The 22010-nt window shown below is 35.7% G+C and carries 14 protein-coding genes and 2 CRISPR repeat arrays; of the genes, 5 read left to right on the plus strand and 9 right to left on the minus strand.

The annotated features are described in order from the left end of the window. Positions 1-340: 340 nt before the first annotated feature. Positions 341-1426 carry an alanine dehydrogenase gene (gene ald, locus CXF67_RS01690; RefSeq protein WP_102087169.1) on the minus strand — a complete coding sequence of 362 codons (1086 nt, stop codon included), beginning with the start codon at positions 1424-1426 and terminating at the stop codon, positions 341-343. A gap of 297 nt (positions 1427-1723) precedes the next feature. Beyond that, complete coding sequence (katG, locus tag CXF67_RS01695; protein WP_102087170.1) at positions 1724-4036, minus strand: catalase/peroxidase HPI; 2313 nt, start codon at positions 4034-4036, stop codon at positions 1724-1726. Positions 4037-4328: 292 nt separating this feature from the next. On the opposite strand from katG, the gene CXF67_RS01700 reads away from it, so the two are divergent. Beyond that, a complete protein-coding gene (locus CXF67_RS01700; RefSeq protein WP_102087171.1) occupies positions 4329-4748 on the plus strand; it encodes an ABA4-like family protein in 420 nt (139 codons plus the stop codon). 139 nt (positions 4749-4887) lie between these two features. On the opposite strand, the gene CXF67_RS01705 is transcribed toward CXF67_RS01700, so the two are convergent. Next, entirely contained in the window at positions 4888-6972 is a 2085-nt protein-coding gene (locus tag CXF67_RS01705) for a M28 family peptidase (RefSeq protein ID WP_102087172.1), read from the minus strand. A gap of 1002 nt (positions 6973-7974) precedes the next feature. Between CXF67_RS01705 and CXF67_RS01710 the strand changes: the two genes are divergently transcribed. Continuing rightward, a complete protein-coding gene (locus CXF67_RS01710) occupies positions 7975-8607 on the plus strand; it encodes a hypothetical protein (protein WP_102087173.1) in 633 nt (210 codons plus the stop codon). A 101-nt stretch (positions 8608-8708) separates the two neighbouring features. Here CXF67_RS01710 and CXF67_RS19130 read toward each other — a convergent pair whose 3' ends face one another. From CXF67_RS19130 to CXF67_RS01735, 6 genes are read right to left on the minus strand one after another with little or no spacing between them, the layout of a single operon-like run. Further along, complete coding sequence (locus tag CXF67_RS19130) at positions 8709-8990, minus strand: DUF6965 family protein (protein ID WP_374702234.1); 282 nt, start codon at positions 8988-8990, stop codon at positions 8709-8711. Next, complete coding sequence (locus CXF67_RS01715) at positions 8945-10132, minus strand: DUF6371 domain-containing protein (RefSeq protein WP_180957864.1); 1188 nt, start codon at positions 10130-10132, stop codon at positions 8945-8947. The genes CXF67_RS19130 and CXF67_RS01715 overlap by 46 nt, the downstream gene beginning before the upstream one ends. A 42-nt stretch (positions 10133-10174) precedes the next feature. Then, positions 10175-11302 carry an AAA family ATPase gene (locus CXF67_RS01720; RefSeq protein ID WP_102087174.1) on the minus strand — a complete coding sequence of 376 codons (1128 nt, stop codon included), beginning with the start codon at positions 11300-11302 and terminating at the stop codon, positions 10175-10177. Further along, the gene (locus CXF67_RS01725) at positions 11302-11688 is read right to left on the minus strand and encodes a hypothetical protein (RefSeq protein WP_102087175.1); all 387 of its coding nucleotides are present in this window, start codon (positions 11686-11688) and stop codon (positions 11302-11304) included. The genes CXF67_RS01720 and CXF67_RS01725 overlap by 1 nt, the downstream gene beginning before the upstream one ends. Continuing rightward, on the minus strand, positions 11688-12038 hold the full coding sequence (locus CXF67_RS01730; protein WP_102087176.1) for a helix-turn-helix domain-containing protein: 351 nt from the start codon (positions 12036-12038) through the stop codon (positions 11688-11690). The genes CXF67_RS01725 and CXF67_RS01730 overlap by 1 nt, the downstream gene beginning before the upstream one ends. 60 nt (positions 12039-12098) lie before the next feature. Next, entirely contained in the window at positions 12099-13139 is a 1041-nt protein-coding gene (locus tag CXF67_RS01735) for a hypothetical protein (RefSeq protein WP_102087177.1), read from the minus strand. 731 nt (positions 13140-13870) lie between these two features. Further along, a CRISPR array of direct repeats spans positions 13871-17105; the repeat unit is 46 nt; unit sequence CCTGTGAATCCTCAATAAAAATACAATTTTGAAAGCAATTCACAAC. A 212-nt stretch (positions 17106-17317) separates the two neighbouring features. Then, positions 17318-18804: a CRISPR direct-repeat array (repeat unit 46 nt; unit sequence CCTGTGAATCCTCAATAAAAATACAATTTTGAAAGCAATTCACAAC). A gap of 1102 nt (positions 18805-19906) precedes the next feature. Between CXF67_RS01735 and CXF67_RS01740 the strand changes: the two genes are divergently transcribed. The 3 genes from CXF67_RS01740 (at position 19907) to CXF67_RS01750 (ending at position 21621) form a co-directional block, all read left to right on the plus strand. After that, entirely contained in the window at positions 19907-20296 is a 390-nt protein-coding gene (locus tag CXF67_RS01740) for a hypothetical protein (protein WP_257984545.1), read from the plus strand. Then, positions 20293-20490: a helix-turn-helix transcriptional regulator gene (locus tag CXF67_RS01745; RefSeq protein WP_102087179.1), complete on the plus strand. Its 198-nt coding sequence runs from the start codon at positions 20293-20295 to the stop codon at positions 20488-20490. Before CXF67_RS01740 ends, CXF67_RS01745 begins: the two co-directional genes overlap by 4 nt. 315 nt (positions 20491-20805) lie before the next feature. Beyond that, positions 20806-21621 carry an HAD family hydrolase gene (locus CXF67_RS01750; RefSeq protein WP_102087180.1) on the plus strand — a complete coding sequence of 272 codons (816 nt, stop codon included), beginning with the start codon at positions 20806-20808 and terminating at the stop codon, positions 21619-21621. Positions 21622-22010: the final 389 nt, after the last annotated feature.

A 22010-nucleotide genomic window follows, 5' to 3' on the forward strand; every position in this document is an offset into this window, starting at 1 on the left:
TAGAGGTGGTTAACATCAATTATTTTTCGATATAATTCTTTGCTACGTTTAGTCGAGTTCTCGATACAATGGCTTGACTACCGTCTCTCCATCACTCGAACTGACAAAGTGTTGCATCGATGTCACTTCGAATGATTTTCGGTAGAAAATTGTATCGAGAAGTAAAACGGGTCTTGTCCTCAAACTGACAAAGTGTTGCGTCGATGTCACTTCGAGTGATTTTTGATAAAAAATTGTATCGAAAGGTAACTTGAGGTAGTTAACATCAATTATTTTAAACCCCATCGAGTTATAACCCTGTTGATGATATGAAGAAAAAATCTTAAACCTCATCCATAAATTAAACTAACATCTCTTTTAAAATCTCTTTACAAATTACTTTTCCATGATCCAGACTCAGGCCCTTTTGAAGTGAAGGATCAGATTTACAAGCCTCTTTCCATCCTTTTTGAGCGATATCTAGCACATATGGAAAAGTGACGTTGGTGAGTGCTAAAGTAGATGTGTAAGGCACAGCTCCTGGCATATTGGTTACACAGTAGTGTACCACATCATCAATGATATAGGTAGGATCTTCATGGGTGGTCGGTCTTGTCGTTTCAAAACACCCCCCTTGATCTACTGCTACATCCACCATAACCGTTCCTGGTGTCATGTCCTTAAGCATATCTCTAGTAATCAATTTTGGAGCTTTGGCTCCAGGAATCAATACTGCACCAATAATTAGATCTGCCGTTTTGATATGTTTCCTGATGTTATATTCATTGGAAAAGGCGGTCACCACGTGACTAGGCATAATATCATTCACGTACCTAAGCCTTTTCATATTGATATCAAATATCGTCACGTGAGCTCCAAGACCAGCAGCCATTTTTGCGGCTTGGATCCCAACGACTCCCGCGCCAAGAACTAGGACTTTACCGGGAGGCACTCCTGGAACTCCTCCTAAGAGAATACCTTTTCCTCGAATGGGTTTCTCCAAATATTTGGCGCCTTGCTGAGTTGCCATACGCCCAGCGACTTCAGACATGGGCGTTAGCAAAGGTAAACTGCCATCCTCATCTTCCACAGTTTCATAAGCAATACACACTGCTTTGGAAGCAATCATAGCCAGAGTTAAAGCCTGACTAGAAGCAAAATGAAAATAGGTGAAAATAATTTGACCTTCTCTAACAAGAGCGTATTCTTTTTCTATAGGTTCCTTGACCTTGACGATCATCTCTGCTTTTTCATATACAGCCTCTAGACTTGATAAAATCTCTGCACCCGCTTCTATATAGTCCTGATCTTCAAAACCACTAGCCAAACCAGCTTGAGTTTGAACATATACGTGATGTTTTCTTTTCGTCAATTCAAAAACACCTGCTGGGGTGATAGATACCCGACTTTCATTATTTTTAACTTCAATGGGAACTCCTATTTTCATAAGTACTTTATTTTTAATAAAACCCTATAATTTTAGGGGTGTATAATTATTATTATAGGATAAATGTAATTATTACCCCCCTATTTTAATACTTATATACTAATTAATTATAAAATATATTTCACCTCCCCTATTTTACATAAATTAAACTCAGAAGGAATGAGTTTGAATGGTTAACTATCCCCAAATTAAAAAGGAGAAAGCAGGAAACTGATAAAAAATCTAGGTCATGATTTTGCTACAAAAAAAAAGGCTCTGCAATTGCAGGGCCTTTTTTATACTTATAAACGAAAAGAATTACATCTTGACATCGAATCGATCTAATTGCATAACTTTAGACCAAGCCGATACAAAATCAGTTACAAATTTTTCATCGGCATCTTCAGTAGCATAGACTTCTGCTAAAGCTCTTAACTCCGAGTTTGATCCAAAGATCAAGTCAGCGCGAGTAGCAGTCCACTTTGTATCGCCTGTTTGTCTATTTTTGGAAATAAAGACTTGTTCTTTATCGTCTTTAGGTTCCCATTTATGACTCATGTCTAGCAGATTTACAAAGAAATCTGTCGTTAGCTCTCCAGGACGATCTGTAAAGACCCCATGTTGCGCATCGCCATGATTGGCTCCTAAGGCTCGCATCCCTCCTAGAAGAACAGTCATTTCTGGTGCAGTTAAGGTGAGTAACTGAGCTTTATCTACCAATAACTCTTCTGTGGTTAAGGTGTATTGCTTTCCCTGATAGTTTGTAAATCCGTCGGCCATAGGTTTAAGCAATTGCATAGATTCCACATCGGTTTGTTCTTGTAACGCATCGGTTCTTCCAGGCATAAAGGGCACTTCAATAGTATGACCCGCTTTTTTGGCAGCTTGTTCAATAGCTACATTCCCTCCGAGGACGATTAAATCTGCCATAGACACCTCTTTGTTGTTATACTTTTTATTAAAATCCTTTTGGATCATAGCCAGTTTAGACGCCACTTTATCCAATTGCTTAGGATTGTTAGCTTCCCAGCTGCGCTGTGGCTCTAGTAGAATATGCCCTCCATTGGCTCCCCCACGTCGATCAGAATCTCTGTAAGTGGATGCTGAAGTCCAAGCTGTCTCTACCAACTCTGAGGTATTGAGTCCAGACTTCAAAATTTCAGCCTTTAGTGCTTTAATATCTGCGGCATTGATCATTTCGTAATCCGCTTTTGGAATAGGATCTTGCCATATAAAATCTTCTTTTGGAGCTTCAGGTCCTATATAAGTTGACTTTGGTCCCATGTCTCTGTGGGTTAACTTGAACCAAGCTTGAGCAAAAGTTTTATTGAACTCTTCTGGATTCTCATAAAAGAATTTGGAAATTTCCAAATACTCAGGATCTTTGATCATCGTTAAATCTGTCGTCAACATGGTTGGTCTGTGCTTTTTCCCTTCGATATGAGCATCAGGATAGATTTCTTTAGAATCCTTGGCAACCCATTGGTATGCTCCTCCGAGGCTTTTGGTCAATTCCCACTCATTTTCAAATAAGGATTTGAAATAACCTTGGCTCCATTCTGCTGGAGTGCTAGTCCATATCACCTCCAATCCAGAAGTGATAGCATCTTCCGCTTTTCCAGATTTATAAGAACTCATCCATCCTAAACCTTGCTCTTGGATAGAGGCTGCTTCAGGGGCCGGACCTAGATCTGCATCGCCAGCTCCATGGGTTTTACCTATAGTATGGCCTCCAGCAATAAGGGCTACTGTTTCTTTATCGTTCATCCCCATCCTCCCAAAGGTTTGGCGAATTCCATCTGCAGCAAGTGCTGGATCTGGATTTCCATCGGGACCTTCAGGGTTCACATAAATCAATCCCATTTGAACAGCAGCTAGAGGCTGCTCTATATCTCCATTTTCATCGTAGCGCTTATCATTTGCTAACATTTCATTTTCTGCTCCCCAATAGACGTTGCTGGAGGGCTCCCAGGTGTCTTCACGACCACCACTAAATCCAGCTATTTCTAAGCCCATATCTTCATAAGCAAGAGTTCCTGCAAGAATCATTAGATCGGCCCAAGAAATACTCTTGCCATACTTTTGCTTTATTGGCCATAGCAGACGTCTCGCCTTGTCCAAGTTGGCATTATCTGGCCAGCTATTAATGGGTGCAAATCGCTGTTGACCATCTCGAGATCCACCTCGACCATCCGCTGTTCGGTAAGTTCCAGCGCTGTGCCAAGACATCCGAATAAAAAACGGACCATAATGACCATAATCTGCAGGCCACCACTCTTTAGAATCTTTCATCAGCGCGACTAAGTCAGTTTTTAAAGCCTCATAATCTAAGGCTTTAAAGGCAGCTCGATAGTCAAAATCTTCACCCATAGGATTGGATTTTTGAGAATGCTGTCTCAAAACACTCAAATTTAAAGAGTTGGGCCACCAGTCTTTACCCCCTGTTCGTCTGGGTGTCGTTTCTTCTGTTACTGAAGATTTCTCCTGCATCTTAGCATGGGGATTTTCACCATCTTTAACTTTTATCCTGATACCTGTTACAGGACAGGTCTTATATTCAGGTTCGGTACTTTGCTGTGCAAAAGCGACCACAACAAACAAACTAAATGCTGCAATTAATAATTTTTTCATGAGTATAAATTTATTTATGATAATCAAAAGTAGTAGTAAAACTTAAATTGTTAACCTATTTAAAATTACAGTTTTTGATGGACATATTAGAATTTCTGATAGTTAAATGTTATGGTATTAGATAATCCTATAAATAAGGAGGATACTTATTTGGAAGTTATGCCGTTGGTCATACTGTTTTTTGAAACGGCATGCGAGTCCGTTGTCGATAAATAACAAAACAGAATAAAAATGAAATATTTTTCGACAATCCTAAATTATTAGTAAATTTAAATCAAAAAACCTAAAGCCTATGTCACCCTCACTCGTCTTTCAAATCGTTAATACTATCGTTCTACCCGCTTGGTTGATCTTGATTTTTTTTCCAAACAAATCATGGAAAAATCCAGTGATCAACGGCCTTACCATAGCGATGTCTCTAGTCTATGCTTTTTACGTTGTGACGGGCTTGGGTGATTTGGATATGGAATCCTTCAATGAGCTTGAAGGTGTAAAAGCGATGTTTACCTCAGATGTGGCTGTTCTCACCGGTTGGGTGCATTATTTGGTTTTTGATCTCTTGGTGGGAAATTGGATTCTGAACCAATCCCAAAAACACAAGATCAATCATTACCTTATAATTCCGTGTCTGTTGCTTTGCTTTGTGTTTGGTCCAATTGGATATTTGGTGTATTCCATTATTAAAGTAACTAAAACGAAGCGTTTGGATTAAAGTTTTGGTTGGTCACTTCGAGTGATTTTCGATAGAAAATTGTATCGAGAAGTAGTTTAGACCTGTCGAATTCTCGATGCGATCTCATGGGATTTCTTTCGAATCCCCTGAAATCACTCGAACTGACATAGCCTAAAACCTATAGACTTTCCAACATGCCTTTTAATTTATCGTCCAGCTCTTTTATGGCTTTAGCATACCGCTCGTCCCACATTTTTAGGTCTTGAGTAGCTTCAGTTTCGATTTGATACTGGATACCTGGCAAAATCCAAGAGGCATAACCGCTAAAAGGATCTGAGGAAGCATAGAGTGATTTATACCAATCGCCATAAGGCATCCCTTTGGGATCCAAAAAACTTTTTTCTAGCGCGAGCAGCTGAGCATTCAGTTGATTCTTTTGGCGTTTGGATATGTTCTCGGTGGAGAGGAGTTTCTCGAGGGCTTTCGCCACTGAGCTGGTGGAGAGTTTTAAGCTGGATATCGCTTGGCTTGAAGCTGTAAACCCAGTAAAATCAGAATAAAAAGACTTTACCTGCTGAGTCGCGTTTTCAAAATGCAGTTCCAAATCTGTGGCATACCGCTCTATATCGTAAGGAATAAACTCGGCGTTGGCCAACCTTAAGCTCAAAATACCCATCAGTTTTTCGACTGTAGGTCCCATCTGAAATTCGGGATCTACGAAATTCTCGTAATAATAAAAGTCATCGTAATTGGTATGATATAAGGTAGGTCCACCAGCTCCACCACTTAAAGACGGCACGCCGGCAAACATATAAAAAGCGATATGGTCTGATCCCCCACCCAGATTTCCAATGTTGGGCTCTGGCTTATCACCCGCCCAATGCTCATAAACGGTTTCCTCTGTGTAGGGATAATCTACCGCTTTGGAAGCTTCTAAAATAAGAGTCTTAAGACTTGGTGCTGAAGAGGCTCCAAAATTTTTCCCAGATACAGCACCATCTAAATTTATATAAGCCACCGCTTTGGCCTTTAGCTCATCCTTCATCTGCTCTACCCATTCACTAGAACCGATGACCCCATGTTCCTCGGCATCCCAATGGGCAATCATAATAGAGCGGTTGGGTCTTTTTCCATCTTCGGCTAAACGCCCTAGTGATTCTGATAAGCTCAACAGCATGGCGGTTCCCGAATTGGGATCTGTCGCTCCAAAAGCCCACGCATCATAATGGCAACCAAGAATCACCCATTCATCGGGTTGTTCTTTGCCTTTTAAAGTCGCAACGACATTGTAAATCTTGGTCATTTTTTTGGGTTGGTCGACTTTGAGTCTCACTTTCAGATCCTCTCCACCGTTCACTCTATAGGTATAAGGCAATCCGCCTTGCCAAGTTTTAGGAACCACCTCACCTTTCATATGTTTAAAAATAGACTCTGCGGCACCATAACCAATAGGTGTAACGGGAATAGTATGCAGTCCAGCATCCTCTGGCGCTAAACGCTCTGGAGTGTCCTTATGATCTAGTGGTAAGGCAGGCTCGTAGGGCGTCAACGGGTCTCCAGTCCAATCGGCGGTGAGCAAAGAGCCACGTTGGATTGCACTAGGGTTGTAATACACGCCTTCGGGAAAAGTTAAGCCTTTGGTAAACCCAGAATCTTTAGGATCTGTATAGATAATAAGTCCGACTGCTCCACGAGCTTCGGCAAATTTGGCTTTATACCCACGGAAGTTACCTCCGTATCTAGCAATAACGATCTTACCCTTAACCGATATACCGAGTTCTTCCAGCTTTTCAAAATCGGCTTTAGTGCCATAATTGGCATAAATCACCTCAGCAGTCACGTCTCCACTTCCTGAGTAGGCATTCCAGCCTTTTACAAGAGTAGTGTTTTGCGAATAGGGATCTTCTTTCAAAGCGTCCTCTTTCTGATCGAGGAGAATGGAAACTGGCGACACCACTTCTACCAATGAGGTTCCAGGATCGCTACTCATATATACTTCGTAAGGATAGGTGTCTACAGACCATCCAGCCTTATCCATCGTTGCAACCATATAATCTCTCACCTTTTCGTTGGCGGGCGTCCCAGCGATGTGGGGTTCTTGAGTTAAGGTTTTGAGATGAGTTTTAAAGTCAGCCGGCTTCACCTGATTTAAAAAATCGGTTTCCTGCTGAGCTTGAGTTTCGGCAGAGGCTTGCGTAAAGCCTGTATAGGTTTGTCCGTTTAGGGTAGCACTAACCAATAGAACTATAATAAAATATCGCATGGATTATAGGGTTTAATAATACTATTGTGAATTTAGATAATTTTTAGACTCTTGATCGGGGTAGAAGTTAAAAATTTGGGAAAGACAATTAGGTTTATTTCTTAATATTCTAGAAACCAGCAGAGTAATGATTTAATTTTATATCCCCAGCGTTAGAGGTTGTAATTTATATTAGAAAATACTAGCTTAGAAGTATTAAAATGAAAAAAGCGACCCGTAAAGGCCGCTTTAAATGTTTTCACAACGGAAACTATTAATTTAACTTAAATAACTATTTATTAAAGTATTAAGTATTTTAAATTAAATACAAGGTACAAATAAGGCTCAAATACTTACTGTAAACTTACTTTTAGGGTATCAGGTTCAACTTAAAATTGCTAACTGAATTTTGCTTAATGATATGCTTTCAGCTTTATTTATTTGCTTCATTAATTTCAAATATCTTTTGATCGCCCTCCTTGTCCTTATTTAAATTGTGCCATAACTTCCCTGTTTTACCCTTTTTTATTGCATAAATATAAGATACTATCTTAATTACATTATTTAATTAATTAAAACAAATTAACTTTTATACGCGCGAACAGATACCACAGAAGTTCTTTTGAAAGAGGTTGATTAATCAACGTTTAACCTTGCGCGTACTGTTTCGATAAATTAAAGTTTTCACCGTTCCTTCATCGTTTTACGAACGTTTAGTAAGGTTTTATAAAGTTCTCTTTATGGTGTCCAATTTGTTCAATTTTGATTAATAAGGTGTTGGATTACACTTTTATAGGTATTTCATTCGTTGCATTTTTACCATTCAACATAAAGATTATTCCATTTTTTTAACCTGTGATATTTTAATTATTCTAGTCGAATTTTAATCGTTTATTGATCTTTTTACAGGTGTTTTAAAATCATTTAATTTTATTTACGGGAAGGTGTAAAACTCTAAGTTAAGATTGAAATCGTGAGGAAAAAATAATTACTTATGTTTGCCAGCTAATTAAAAACTAAGTCATGAAAAAAATCTTTATCCTACTAATTGTTTCAAATTTTATTATCTCTTGTTCGACAACAATTCCACTTCAAGCAAATTTGAGTGATCAAACTATGCTTCTTGCAGATAACAAGGATATTAATGCGAATTACAGTCTCTCTTCTGAAGTTCCTGACGGGAATATGGCCCTTACCTCTGTTATGAAAAACGGAAATTCAAAAAACAATCTTGAAGCATTTCAATACGCTTCAACAACTGCTTTTAATAGACTTTTTGATTCATACTTCTCTAATAAATTCAACTCTTACTCAGAGGATGTAATAGATGTTCAAGTTACCTTGACTGATTTAAGACTTGTTGAAAAAACAGCAACATCAGTTGGAGCGACTCTTTTAACTGGCAATAGTAAGTTCAATGTTGATGCAGTTGCGAAAGTCTATGTAAACATAAAATATGAAGGAGAGGTTTATGAGAAAGATTTTGAAGTTGTTGCATCGGAGTATAATGAAAGTCAAAATATTAATTACGGTAATACCAGTTATAAAGTTACACAGAAAAACCCAATGCAACAAAGGTCTGAATTGTTAGAAAACTGTCTCAATAAAGCAATAATACAATTTGAAAACTATGTTAGTTCTGTAGTTATCAATTAAACTATTTATTGATATAGGTTAACAATCTTATTAGGCGCGCATTTTATTGATTAATTAAATATTCGTCAAGATCATGCGCGCTTACTTTTGCGGTCTTCATATCAATTTGAATTTATAGTTAATACTTGTTTGAGTTGCTGTAATCGGTTCAGGTATGGTATAAAAATCTGTATTCCATTATTTGCTTTCACGGTAGCAAAGTGGCTTTTAATGAATAAGGAACAATTATTTATTGTACTGCATCTGTTCAATTTTATAGGTTGGGTTGGTAGTTCAATACTTACAAAGTAGTTTTCTAAGTCTGCTATATCATTGCCCCAGTTTTCGAGTTGTTCCTTTACAGGTTGTTCAATTGGTTCAGGTTGGAATACCTCAACTTGTATTGTTTTTTTTCTTCTGAAATAAAATGTTTGTTTGAAGCTTCACGTTTTTCACAAATAGTATTTTCAACGGGTAAAACTTCGGGCTGTGGTTCTGTTTCCTGGGGTCTGAATTTACGCCAATCCTGTTTTATTAAATAGTCTGCAAGGTCGTTGCCCTGTTCCTTATCACAATCGGGTGCAAGCTCTTCCAGTAAATCTGAAACTTTGAAATATGTACCGCTTAACTTGCTTTCAATGTCGCTTGCTTTATTACTCCAAGTCCTGAAGGCTGTACCGTCTTTTGAAGCATCAGGAAACAAATACACATCACGCCCTTTTAATACTTTACATTTATTATAAGTTAGACTGCTTAAATTGAATACTGAAAGCCAAAGTAAGTTGGTAGGCTCTTCAGGAAAGCCAAAATATAACGTCCCATAAATAGCGGTTTTAGGGGCAACTACCAACGCAATAGGGTTTTGTGGGTAATTGCTTAAAAGGTGTTCACCAAACAAACAGGAAACCTTTGTATCGTTATTTAAATAGCTTTGTAACCATTCAGGCAAAGGCTTGTTTCTGTATTCAGTAAATTGTAGTCTGCTATGTAGCCAACTGGTATGATATTTTTTATTCTTATCGGTGTTGTTATTAGCATCAAATATTTTTTCCTGAACTGCTCTTATATTCTGTTTTGCATCTATAAAAGGAAAGCATACCGCCCCATTTTCGGGAACAGTTCCCAAACGATATAACGATATAATTTTTTCCATGTCTTCTGCTTCAAAAGGGAATGCAATTTTGTTGAGTAGGTTTTGAATAAAAATATTTTTTTCATAATCTTTTAAGGTGTTTTTTAATTCGCTTACTGGTATAAATTCAGTTTCTTTTTTGGCTTTTGGTTGAGCTTTATAAACTGGCTTTCTTACTTCAAAGTTCACATCTTTGCCCTGTTCCTGTTCCCATATCATTTTTGAATAACCACTTTTATAAGGGTCATTGTTGTGACCGCAATTACTTTCACGGTCGCAACGTCCAAAGGCATCAATTAAGTAGTTGCCTGTTTCTGTATCAATGTATCTTACAAAGCGTTTTTTAGTGCATTTTGCATCAGGGCAAATAAACTTCTTACTACTACGGTCTAAAATGTATCTGTATTCATTCATAGGTTTAGGGTTTAAACTGGTTTAGTAAACTGTAAACCGTGCTTAAAAAACATTATCCTCTACTTCTAAACCTTTGAAATCCCCTAAATTGTAAGGAGCTTTAGGTTTTCCCTGTATTAGCCAGTCTTTATTTTTACAATTTGTAATTAATTCCTTCGCTCTATTATCTCCTAGCTTTTTACTAAACTGTTTCTTGTATGCTATTTGTATTCTCAATTCTGAATAATTGAAATTATCTCCCTTACTAAATACTTCAGTCAATAATTGATATTTTTTAAAATCTTCCAATTCAGTAATATCAAACTTGCTGTTTTTTGTTTCCGTTCTTATTTCAAAATCTTCAACAATTACAGGTAAACCGTCTTCATTAATTTCAAATGCAAATGGTTCAGGTTCTCTGTTTCTACATTGTTGAGCTTCTACAATTGAAATATCTTTGTCCTGTTCGTTTTTAGATACTGCTAAGACGGTTTCAGCTTTATTTATTAATTCAGTACCAATATGACCCCTCGCGTTGTTGTCGCTTTTGTTTTGGTGCAATACTGTTGTAATATGAATGTTCTTTTCTTCAGTCCATTTTAAAAGCTTGCTAGCAATCATTGTCGCTTCGCCTTCATCATTTATTGAAGTAACTAAATCCTTAATTCCATCAATTACAACAAAGCCCAAATTTTCAGTATTGTAAATAATATCTTCAATGATTTTAAGCCTTTCTGACGGCTTTTCACTTCGTAAGTAATAAACCAAGTCTTCAGGAATATCTACTCTTATTTGCTTGCAAATACGCTTTAAAGCAAGTTGTACATGATACTTACCTTGCTCTGTATCAAAGTATATTACTTTTCTTTTATCCTGTGGTAACGCACCCCTGAATTGACTTAAAAGAATATCATTATTTAATACGGCTGAAACCGCAATATTTATAAAAAATGACTTTCTACTTTTAGCTTTTCCAATTATCAAAGAAAAATTTCCAAGTGTTCCTAAAATTGATCTACTTTCTTTAACAACTTGCTCCCATGCAATCTGCGGGGGCTTTATTACATCTGTTGCTTTTACTTCAAGTTCGGAATATTTAGCATCCTTATTTGTCAATTCCTGAATGTGATTTTTTATAGTTTCAGGCTTATTTAAGTCATCAAAGTTTGGGTTCAGTTTCTTTGCTTCCATTACACAAACATTTTTAATTGGTTAGTCTTTGATTTTTGTAACCGCTCAAACTCCTTCGAATTTGTGCTTATTAAGTGTGCTTTATGTTTAGTGTAAGGACAAATTATCTCATCTTTTGACTGTACTAAATTGCCGTCTAACTCTAAGGCTCTTTTATATCTGCAAGCGTTGTCGATATTGATATTTAAAGCTTTACAGAATGCTTTTTTAGTCGTTGTAGTATGCTTTAGCCCAATATAAAATAAACGCTCTTCTGAATGTTCTTTTTTGAGTTCTGTAAGACTTCTGCCTGTTCCCTTTTCAACTTGTTTTCTTATGAAGTCAAGTATTAAAGCCTTATCTTTATATTGTCTTTTATGCAAAGGGTTGTTGTTGGTGGTTTCCATTACTTCAGCCCTTTTCTTTTGTTAGACAAAAAGGCTTCTGCTTCTGCTTCAATTTCAGCATCAGTTTTATTACGCCCCTTCTTAACGTATTCCATTAACTCAATACTGGAAAAATACAAGCGTTTCGCTCGCTTCATGTAGGGTAATTCATTCCTACTTACTTTGCTGTATAAAGTAGGTACAGAAAGCTTTAGAAATTCGCTTGCTTCTTTAATGGTTAAAAGCTTTTCTGTTTTGTTGGTGGGTGATTTGCTTTCCTGCTTATTGTTTTTTAAACAAGAGTTTACGCAATCAATAATTACCGTTTGTAAGTCTTCAATCGGTAACGAAATAAATACTGTTTTGTCCATATCAAATAAATTTTGACACAAACAAACCGCTATTTATAGTCTCAAATTTCCCTGCATTCCTTAGTGGGAATTTTGGGAAAGTTTTATTTTAGAAACCTTTGTTTTAATATCTGTTCCGTAATTTTCTTCTGCTTTCTTTTGGGGTTTACCAAACATACTTTCATCAATGGAAAACCGCTTTATTTTCTGTGGTATTAATGAAGCAAATAATTTGCGTTCATCGGTGTAATTACTTTTAACAATACCCTGTCTTTGTAGTTCACCTATCCAAACGCAAATAACACCTTTCAATTTTCCTATGTAATTGTAATCTGTATCAATTAAAGGTGGGTCAAGTTCTTTTAAAATATCAATACAGGGTGTAATTAGTTCAGTATTATAAAAAAGTTCCTCAAAGTCTTTCGGGTTTTCCTGTTCAGGTTTTGGCTTTGAAATCGGTTCAATTTCACGAAACTCATTAAACATTTCTAATCTATCAAGCTGTACAAGTAACTCACAAAGGTTAAACAGTATTTCAATCGGTTTACTTACATCAATAAACCTTTCATACTCTTCAAAATCAAATTCCCAGTATTCATTTTTATTGTACTCCTGTATGTCGTATTCAATTTGTGAAAGTAAATCTGCTTCATTTGGTATAATTGAAATAAAATCCATTGTTTTTGGGCATTGTGCTTTTGGATACCATTCCCAAAATTCACTTTCATTTTCAAATACTTCACTTGTAAGTTCAGGCACTTTATTGAATAGGTAAACTGCTTTTGTAATTGGGTCGAATTTAATAATATTGTCTTCAAACTCTTTCGAAAATCTATGCAACCAAAAATCAAATCTTTTATTCGGCTCAATGTAATTGGGTCGGCTATCAGGTTTACAACTCAATAAATACGCAAAACTCAAATCTTCAAAACCCAATTTGGAAATTTTGGCTTTAGTTTTTTCAATTTGTTTTATTGTTACTTCTTTTTTCTCTTGTTCGCTATTGCATAGAATGTAGCGTAATCTGTCTTTGTCAGGATAAAAGCTATAACTTTTATTTTCAAAATAATCGGTAATAAAAGCTGTTACAAAACCACTTTTAATAATTTGTTCTTTTGTCATTTGTCTTTTATGCTATTATTGAATTTTACATATTTAATTTTGAAAGCAATTCACAACATGCTTTAACACCTAGAATGAAGTCAACAACCTGTGAATCCTCAATAAAAATACTCCCGATGTATCTCTCGGGATTGAAAGCAATTCACAACTGAATGCGATCGTAATCGATTTGATTCCCTCCTGTGAATCCTCAATAAAAATACTCCCGATGTATCTCTCGGGATTGAAAGCAATTCACAACGGATCTATTGGGCAGTCTCTCAAGGAACTCCCTGTGAATCCTCAATAAAAATACTCCCGATGTATCTCTCGGGATTGAAAGCAATTCACAACCAATAGACTGAAACTCATAAAGGCACACCACCTGTGAATCCTCAATAAAAATACTCCCGATGTATCTCTCGGGATTGAAAGCAATTCACAACCCCTTGAATAAAATAGTCCGTTCCTTCATTCCTGTGAATCCTCAATAAAAATACTCCCGATGTATCTCTCGGGATTGAAAGCAATTCACAACATACAATGCTTTTACAAGCACATAAGTTGCCCTGTGAATCCTCAATAAAAATACTCCCGATGTATCTCTCGGGATTGAAAGCAATTCACAACTAACTACATAACCATAAGATTCAAGTTTTTCCTGTGAATCCTCAATAAAAATACTCCCGATGTATCTCTCGGGATTGAAAGCAATTCACAACGTGAGCGTATTTCATTAGTCTTTAAGGTTTCCTGTGAATCCTCAATAAAAATACAATTTTGAAAGCAATTCACAACCCTTACAATTAAGTAAGAGGGCAACCTTTTCCTGTGAATCCTCAATAAAAATACAATTTTGAAAGCAATTCACAACAGCAAGGGAGTAGTTAAACAAGCACGTACACCTGTGAATCCTCAATAAAAATACAATTTTGAAAGCAATTCACAACCTATTTCGGGTTAGTGACTCTTTTATCATCCTGTGAATCCTCAATAAAAATACAATTTTGAAAGCAATTCACAACAAATAGTTATGAAGAAACTAAGCAAAGAAGCCTGTGAATCCTCAATAAAAATACAATTTTGAAAGCAATTCACAACCTGGAACATCAACAGCAATGCAATATATACACCTGTGAATCCTCAATAAAAATACAATTTTGAAAGCAATTCACAACAGAGACGACCCGATAAACTTTGACGATGACCCTGTGAATCCTCAATAAAAATACAATTTTGAAAGCAATTCACAACATTAAAGAACTACTAGACTATCTTAAAAATCCTGTGAATCCTCAATAAAAATACAATTTTGAAAGCAATTCACAACTGGAAGAACTACAAGTACAAAACCCGCAACCCTGTGAATCCTCAATAAAAATACAATTTTGAAAGCAATTCACAACACTCTCGTTCTGTAGCTGAATCATGACCATCCTGTGAATCCTCAATAAAAATACAATTTTGAAAGCAATTCACAACGCATCGCTTTGGTCAATTAAGTAAACGGTTCCTGTGAATCCTCAATAAAAATACAATTTTGAAAGCAATTCACAACATAACGCCACGGGATAACATTACAATTGAACCTGTGAATCCTCAATAAAAATACAATTTTGAAAGCAATTCACAACATAACCGCATTGGCTTTTTAAGTTCTTATCCTGTGAATCCTCAATAAAAATACAATTTTGAAAGCAATTCACAACAAACCATGACAACAGAAAAAGAACAACTAACCTGTGAATCCTCAATAAAAATACAATTTTGAAAGCAATTCACAACTCGATAAGCTGGTCGCTAGATAAAATGAAGCCTGTGAATCCTCAATAAAAATACAATTTTGAAAGCAATTCACAACTACAAAGACTCATGGAATCACGCAATAGATCCTGTGAATCCTCAATAAAAATACAATTTTGAAAGCAATTCACAACTAGCACGACCTTTAGCGTTAATGTGCTTAGCCTGTGAATCCTCAATAAAAATACAATTTTGAAAGCAATTCACAACTCTGAGATCTTTGGGAGGATACATCTCAAGCCTGTGAATCCTCAATAAAAATACAATTTTGAAAGCAATTCACAACTATACTTACTAATGTTTTAAAAAGCTTTTTCCTGTGAATCCTCAATAAAAATACAATTTTGAAAGCAATTCACAACTGAATACTGCCCGCCCCGCTTGTTGTGCTGCCTGTGAATCCTCAATAAAAATACAATTTTGAAAGCAATTCACAACATGGCGTATCAAGAACAGAACTACAATTAACCTGTGAATCCTCAATAAAAATACAATTTTGAAAGCAATTCACAACAAGATTCTTTCTTCTACATCTATTAACTCACCTGTGAATCCTCAATAAAAATACAATTTTGAAAGCAATTCACAACTTAAGTTACTGGCTCTCTTCTATATTTCTCCTGTGAATCCTCAATAAAAATACAATTTTGAAAGCAATTCACAACTAATTCGTCAAATGAATACGCTTACTTACACCTGTGAATCCTCAATAAAAATACAATTTTGAAAGCAATTCACAACTCGAATAGTACAGGTTGTGAAAACATTTCCCCTGTGAATCCTCAATAAAAATACAATTTTGAAAGCAATTCACAACTTTGAAAATGCTTCGTAATTATCAAGGGAGCCTGTGAATCCTCAATAAAAATACAATTTTGAAAGCAATTCACAACTTAACCCATTCGTTAAGCTGCTTTTTTACTCCTGTGAATCCTCAATAAAAATACAATTTTGAAAGCAATTCACAACAGGTATGAATCACTCATTAATTCACAAATTCCTGTGAATCCTCAATAAAAATACAATTTTGAAAGCAATTCACAACCTTTTTCATTCTCTTAGTCAATCACTCCTTCCTGTGAATCCTCAATAAAAATACAATTTTGAAAGCAATTCACAACCTTCTCAACGTTTTTAACTCCGTCCTGTACCTGTGAATCCTCAATAAAAATACAATTTTGAAAGCAATTCACAACTATTTCGTAGAGTCCTATAAATTGGTTTGCCCTGTGAATCCTCAATAAAAATACAATTTTGAAAGCAATTCACAACTTAACTGCATACGCTTACTTACATAAAATCCTGTGAATCCTCAATAAAAATACAATTTTGAAAGCAATTCACAACAAAAGTTGAAGGCGTTAGATTAGCACTTCACCTGTGAATCCTCAATAAAAATACAATTTTGAAAGCAATTCACAACTAAACACTGCCCGCCCCGCTTGTTGTGCTGCCTGTGAATCCTCAATAAAAATACAATTTTGAAAGCAATTCACAACTAAAAAATCAAAACCAAAAAAGCGAAGAAACCTGTGAATCCTCAATAAAAATACAATTTTGAAAGCAATTCACAACGGATTACGTCCGTATAAAATGGATTGGACTCCTGTGAATCCTCAATAAAAATACAATTTTGAAAGCAATTCACAACTTTTAACATGGAAGTAAGAAGTTTACTAAGCCTGTGAATCCTCAATAAAAATACAATTTTGAAAGCAATTCACAACGGTTTACGTCCGTATAAAATGGATTGGACTCCTGTGAATCCTCAATAAAAATACAATTTTGAAAGCAATTCACAACAGATCATGACAAATGTAAACCATTTCAAGGCCTGTGAATCCTCAATAAAAATACAATTTTGAAAGCAATTCACAACTGGAAGCGAAAAACAAAACACATTTCAGAACCTGTGAATCCTCAATAAAAATACAATTTTGAAAGCAATTCACAACTAAATTCGACCCAAAAACCTGTGAATCACTCCTGTGAATCCTCAATAAAAATACAATTTTGAAAGCAATTCACAACTCGGTTGTCTCAGCTATGCAACACTATCAAGCTGTGAATCCTCAATAAAAATACAATTTTGAAAGCAATTCACAACAAGATTTCAATACCACCCTCCTTTTTATTTCCTGTGAATCCTCAATAAAAATACAATTTTGAAAGCAATTCACAACAAGAACAAGTCTGGACCCATTTTCGCTCTGCCTGTGAATCCTCAATAAAAATACTCCCGATGTATCTCTCGGGATTGAAAGCAATTCACATCCTTGTGCTGTAAATGCTTCTTGTTTTATTCCTGTGAATCCTCATTAAAAATACTCCCGATGTATCTCTCGGGATTGAAAGCAATTCACAACTCCGTTTCAGGTTTTAATATAATGTTTCTGCCTGTGAATCCTCAATAAAAATACAATTTTGAAAGCAATTCACAACAATGCCATTTTCTTTGATCACCTTCTTTGTCCTGTGAATCCTCAATAAAAATACAATTTTGAAAGCAATTCACAACTGATTAATTGCGGAATGTTAAGCCTTGTTTCCTGTGAATCCTCAATAAAAATACAATTTTGAAAGCAATTCACAAACTGGGGCGCTTGAGGATGCCCTTTCAATAACCTGTGAATCCTCAATAAAAATACAATTTTGAAAGCAATTCACAACTACAATCTGAGACTCAACTGGACTAGTTGCCTGTGAATCCTCAATAAAAATACAATTTTGAAAGCAATTCACAACTACTTTCACAGGATCAGACACAGACCCTGACCTGTGAATCCTCAATAAAAATACAATTTTGAAAGCAATTCACAACGTTGCAGCCGTAATGTCTACCGCAAAATCTCCTGTGAATCCTCAATAAAAATACAATTTTGAAAGCAATTCACAACGGTTTACGTCCGTATAAAATGGATTGGACTCCTGTGAATCCTCAATAAAAATACAATTTTGAAAGCAATTCACAACAAAGTTAATATCTTTAAATGGTTCGAATCTCCTGTGAATCCTCAATAAAAATACAATTTTGAAAGCAATTCACAACATCAGTTTGGCGATGTTCGCGAGCTTTCTGCCTGTGAATCCTCAATAAAAATACAATTTTGAAAGCAATTCACAACTACTATCGCGGACACTAAACTAATAGCAAACCTGTGAATCCTCAATAAAAATACAATTTTGAAAGCAATTCACAACAAAGAGAATGGCACGCAAAGAAATACTAGACCTGTGAATCCTCAATAAAAATACAATTTTGAAAGCAATTCACAACGGATATGCCTGTATTTCTATTACATTAATACCTGTGAATCCTCAATAAAAATACAATTTTGAAAGCAATTCACAACGATAAAGGTCTTAATATTAGTTCTATTTGCCTGTGAATCCTCAATAAAAATACAATTTTGAAAGCAATTCACAACCCCACAAGCTAAGCGTTATGCTTACTGCCGCCTGTGAATCCTCAATAAAAATACAATTTTGAAAGCAATTCACAACACATGATGAATACGGTGGGAGCATTTTTTACCTGTGAATCCTCATTAAAAATACAATTTTGAAAGCAATTCACAACCTAACAGAGGATAAAAATGAGTGAAACAAACCTGTGAATCCTCAATAAAAATACAATTTTGAAAGCAATTCACAACAAGGATGGAACGATCGTAGAGATTGAAGGCCTGTGAATCCTCAATAAAAATACAATTTTGAAAGCAATTCACAACTCCACGGGCTTTAAAAAAACAAATCAAGATCCTGTGAATCCTCAATAAAAATACAATTTTGAAAGCAATTCACAACCATCTGCTAGACTCTCAGACCTTCACGACGCCTGTGAATCCTCAATAAAAATACAATTTTGAAAGCAATTCACAACTTAAAGTACCCCTTTCACCTCTATAACCTGCCTGTGATTCCTCAATAAAAATACTCCCGATGTATCTCTCGGGATTGAAAGCAATTCACAACATAAAATACCAGTTGAACCAAATTCAATATCCTGTGATTCCTCAATAAAAATACTCCCGATGTATCTCTCGGGATTGAAAGCAATTCACAACTGATTTAGTATTTCAAATTTTCCCGTTTGCCTGTGATTCCTCAATAAAAATACTCCCGATGTATCTCTCGGGATTGAAAGCAATTCACAACTAGTGTTTGTTGTGGTGCTAATGGTAATGCCTGTGAATCCTCAATAAAAATACTCCCAATGTATCTCTCGGGATTGAAAGCAATTCACAACATTAATGCTTAAATCTTGATTATCAACGTTCCTGTGAATCCTCAATAAAAATACTCCCGATGTATCTCTCGGGATTGAAAGCAATTCATAACTTTAAAGGCTAGGGAATTGATTAAAGCTGTCCTGTAAATCCTCAATAAAAATACTCCCGATGTATCTCTCGGGATTGAAAGCAATTCACAACTAATAACTCTAAAGTTAGCAACCAACAGACCCTGTGAATCCTCAATAAAAATACTCCCGATGTATCTCTCGGGATTGAAAGCAATTCACAACATATAAATAATATTAATTAACACATAATAGCCTGTGAATCCTCAATAAAAATACTCCCGATGTATCTCTCGGGATTTAAAGCAATTCACAACATGACTAACGCACAAGAGATCATTCTTAATTCTGTGATTCCTCAATAAAAATACTCCCGATGTATCTCTCGGGATTGAAAGCAATTCACGCCCAACTCACGCCAGCTTCAAACGAGTTGGGAGATTTTAGAATTTATAAACATTCAGGAGAACTTCCCTTACAGATCCCAAATTGGAGGTGAATGGGAGTGTTTTAAGCTTATCATTTAAGCGCTTTTAGGGCTGGCATAAGCAAAATCAAAAGAGAAAATACGTACGCCTTGCAATGGTCTTTTTTAAAAAATGTAAAATAAACTTGACATTGTCAATTATTAGATTACATTTGTAAAGTCTTATTGACATAATGTAAACTCTTAATGACTTTTTATATGAAAACCAAGAAACAACAAGTTTTAAATTTAGCGGGCTGGACGTGGTCTTGGGTCGCTACGCTAGCTCTAGCCACCTTTGGTCCTCAATTTATTTGGGACGACCACCAACTGCTCACCATTCTCTTTGTGGGGTTGAACTTTGCCAATGGTATTGCCATGGTTATCGCCAACCGCCATTTCTTTAATAGCCTAGACGAGCTGCAACGTAAAATACAACTTGAGGCTTTGGGGATTACTTTGGGTTTAACCGTCATCATTGGGATTACCTATTCGTTGCTCGACACCACCAATCTGATTAATGAAGATGCTGAAATTGGTTTTCTAGTGGGCATAATTGGTGTTATTTATATGGTGAGTACGCTCATCATCAATAAACGCTACTCATGAAAAACAAACTCAAAGTATTACGCGCAGAGCATAACCTTACCCAGGAGCAGCTGGGGAAAGCGGTAGAGGTGTCCCGACAAACTATAAATGCGATTGAAAAGGAAAAATTTGATCCTAGTTTGGTGCTGGCCATCAAGCTGGCGAGGCTCTTTAAAACAGAGATTGAGTCTATTTTTATCTATGCTATGGACTAATACCAATTTAGCATTCAAATGTCGCCATAAATCGGTTTACCGAAACAAATTTGGCACAGGCTTCTTTCTCCTGCTTTTTATCGAAAAGAATTACCGTAACTAAGGCTAGCATGCTGATTATTTATACGATGTTATAAATTTAATTCAGCATGCTAGCCTTTTCCCACGTTTTGTGTTTGTTGCTTTTTAAGCTTATCTACGAAATTGACCAGAAGTAAATAGACAAAAAACTGTAAAACTATACCCGTAGAATTAATATAAACTTGTATTGATACTTAAAAAGTAAAAATTATGTTTGTAGTCTAAAGCTTTATTATGGATTTTTCTGATATTAAACTTATTGTTACTGATATGGACGGTACCCTCCTAAATGAAAAGAATGAGGTAAGCACTCGATTTTTTCAACAATTTGAAGAGCTTAAAAAACATGATATTCATTTTGTAGCAGCAAGTGGTAGGCAGTACCAAAGTATTTTAAGCAAACTCGAGCCCATTAAAGATGAGATTAGCATTATTGGTGAAAATGGAGGCATTATGCAACATGCTGATGAAACTAAAGTTTTACTAAAGCTAACTGAAGACGATGTGCAACACTGCATCACTCTCCTTAGGTCTATAAAAGATTGCTTTATTGTACTGTGTGGTAGAAAGAGCGCCTACATTGAAAGTTCTAGCACCAAGTTTATGACTCAACTCAGCAGCTTTTATAGCGAAGTTGAAAAGGTTGACGATTTGACCGAGGTTACAGACGACGATTTTGTAAAAATAGCTGTGTATCATTTTGAATCTTCAGAAGCATATATCTATCCACAGGTTCAAAATCTAATGGATAGTTATCAAGTCGTTGTTTCAGGGCAAAATTGGCTCGACATATCACATAAAGAAGCTAATAAAGCCTATGCCTTGAAAATTATACAACAGGACTTGGGCGTTACCCTAAATGAAACCATGGTGTTTGGAGATTATAATAACGATATTGGTATGTTGCAATTGGCACGTCTTAGTTTTGCTATGAAAAATGCCCATCCAAACGTCATAAAAATCGCCAACTATCAAACCAAAAGTAACACAGAAGAAGGCGTTGAAGATATCATAGAGAAATTATTGATATCTAAACTACCGAATTCATAAGGTTGGAAATTATAAATTAGGATTACCTTATTGTTTGATAAAAAACGTTTTTCTTACTTCTAACCTCATACAATTTCAGAATTAAGATTTGTTTTAATCAACTCTTTTTTTTCACTTGTTTACTGATCACGATTTTAAATTTCTTTTATCTCAGGTGAATTACTTAAAGTCCTTGACGGCTATTAGATGATGCTGTGCGAATTTACAGAAGTACTAATTACAACTCAAGTTCTAATCATCAAAGGGATTTTTAGATAGCTGGCTAGGCAACTTTTAGTTTTGAGTAAGTCTTGTACCAAATTAAATCTATAGCGATCGAGATTCAAAAAAGAGTTTTATTTAAAAACCATAAATTACAAATCACTTAAAAATGAAAATATTTATGGCAA

Source organism: Psychroflexus sp. MES1-P1E (assembly GCF_002836055.1).
Taxonomy (GTDB): Bacteria; Bacteroidota; Bacteroidia; order Flavobacteriales; family Flavobacteriaceae; genus Psychroflexus.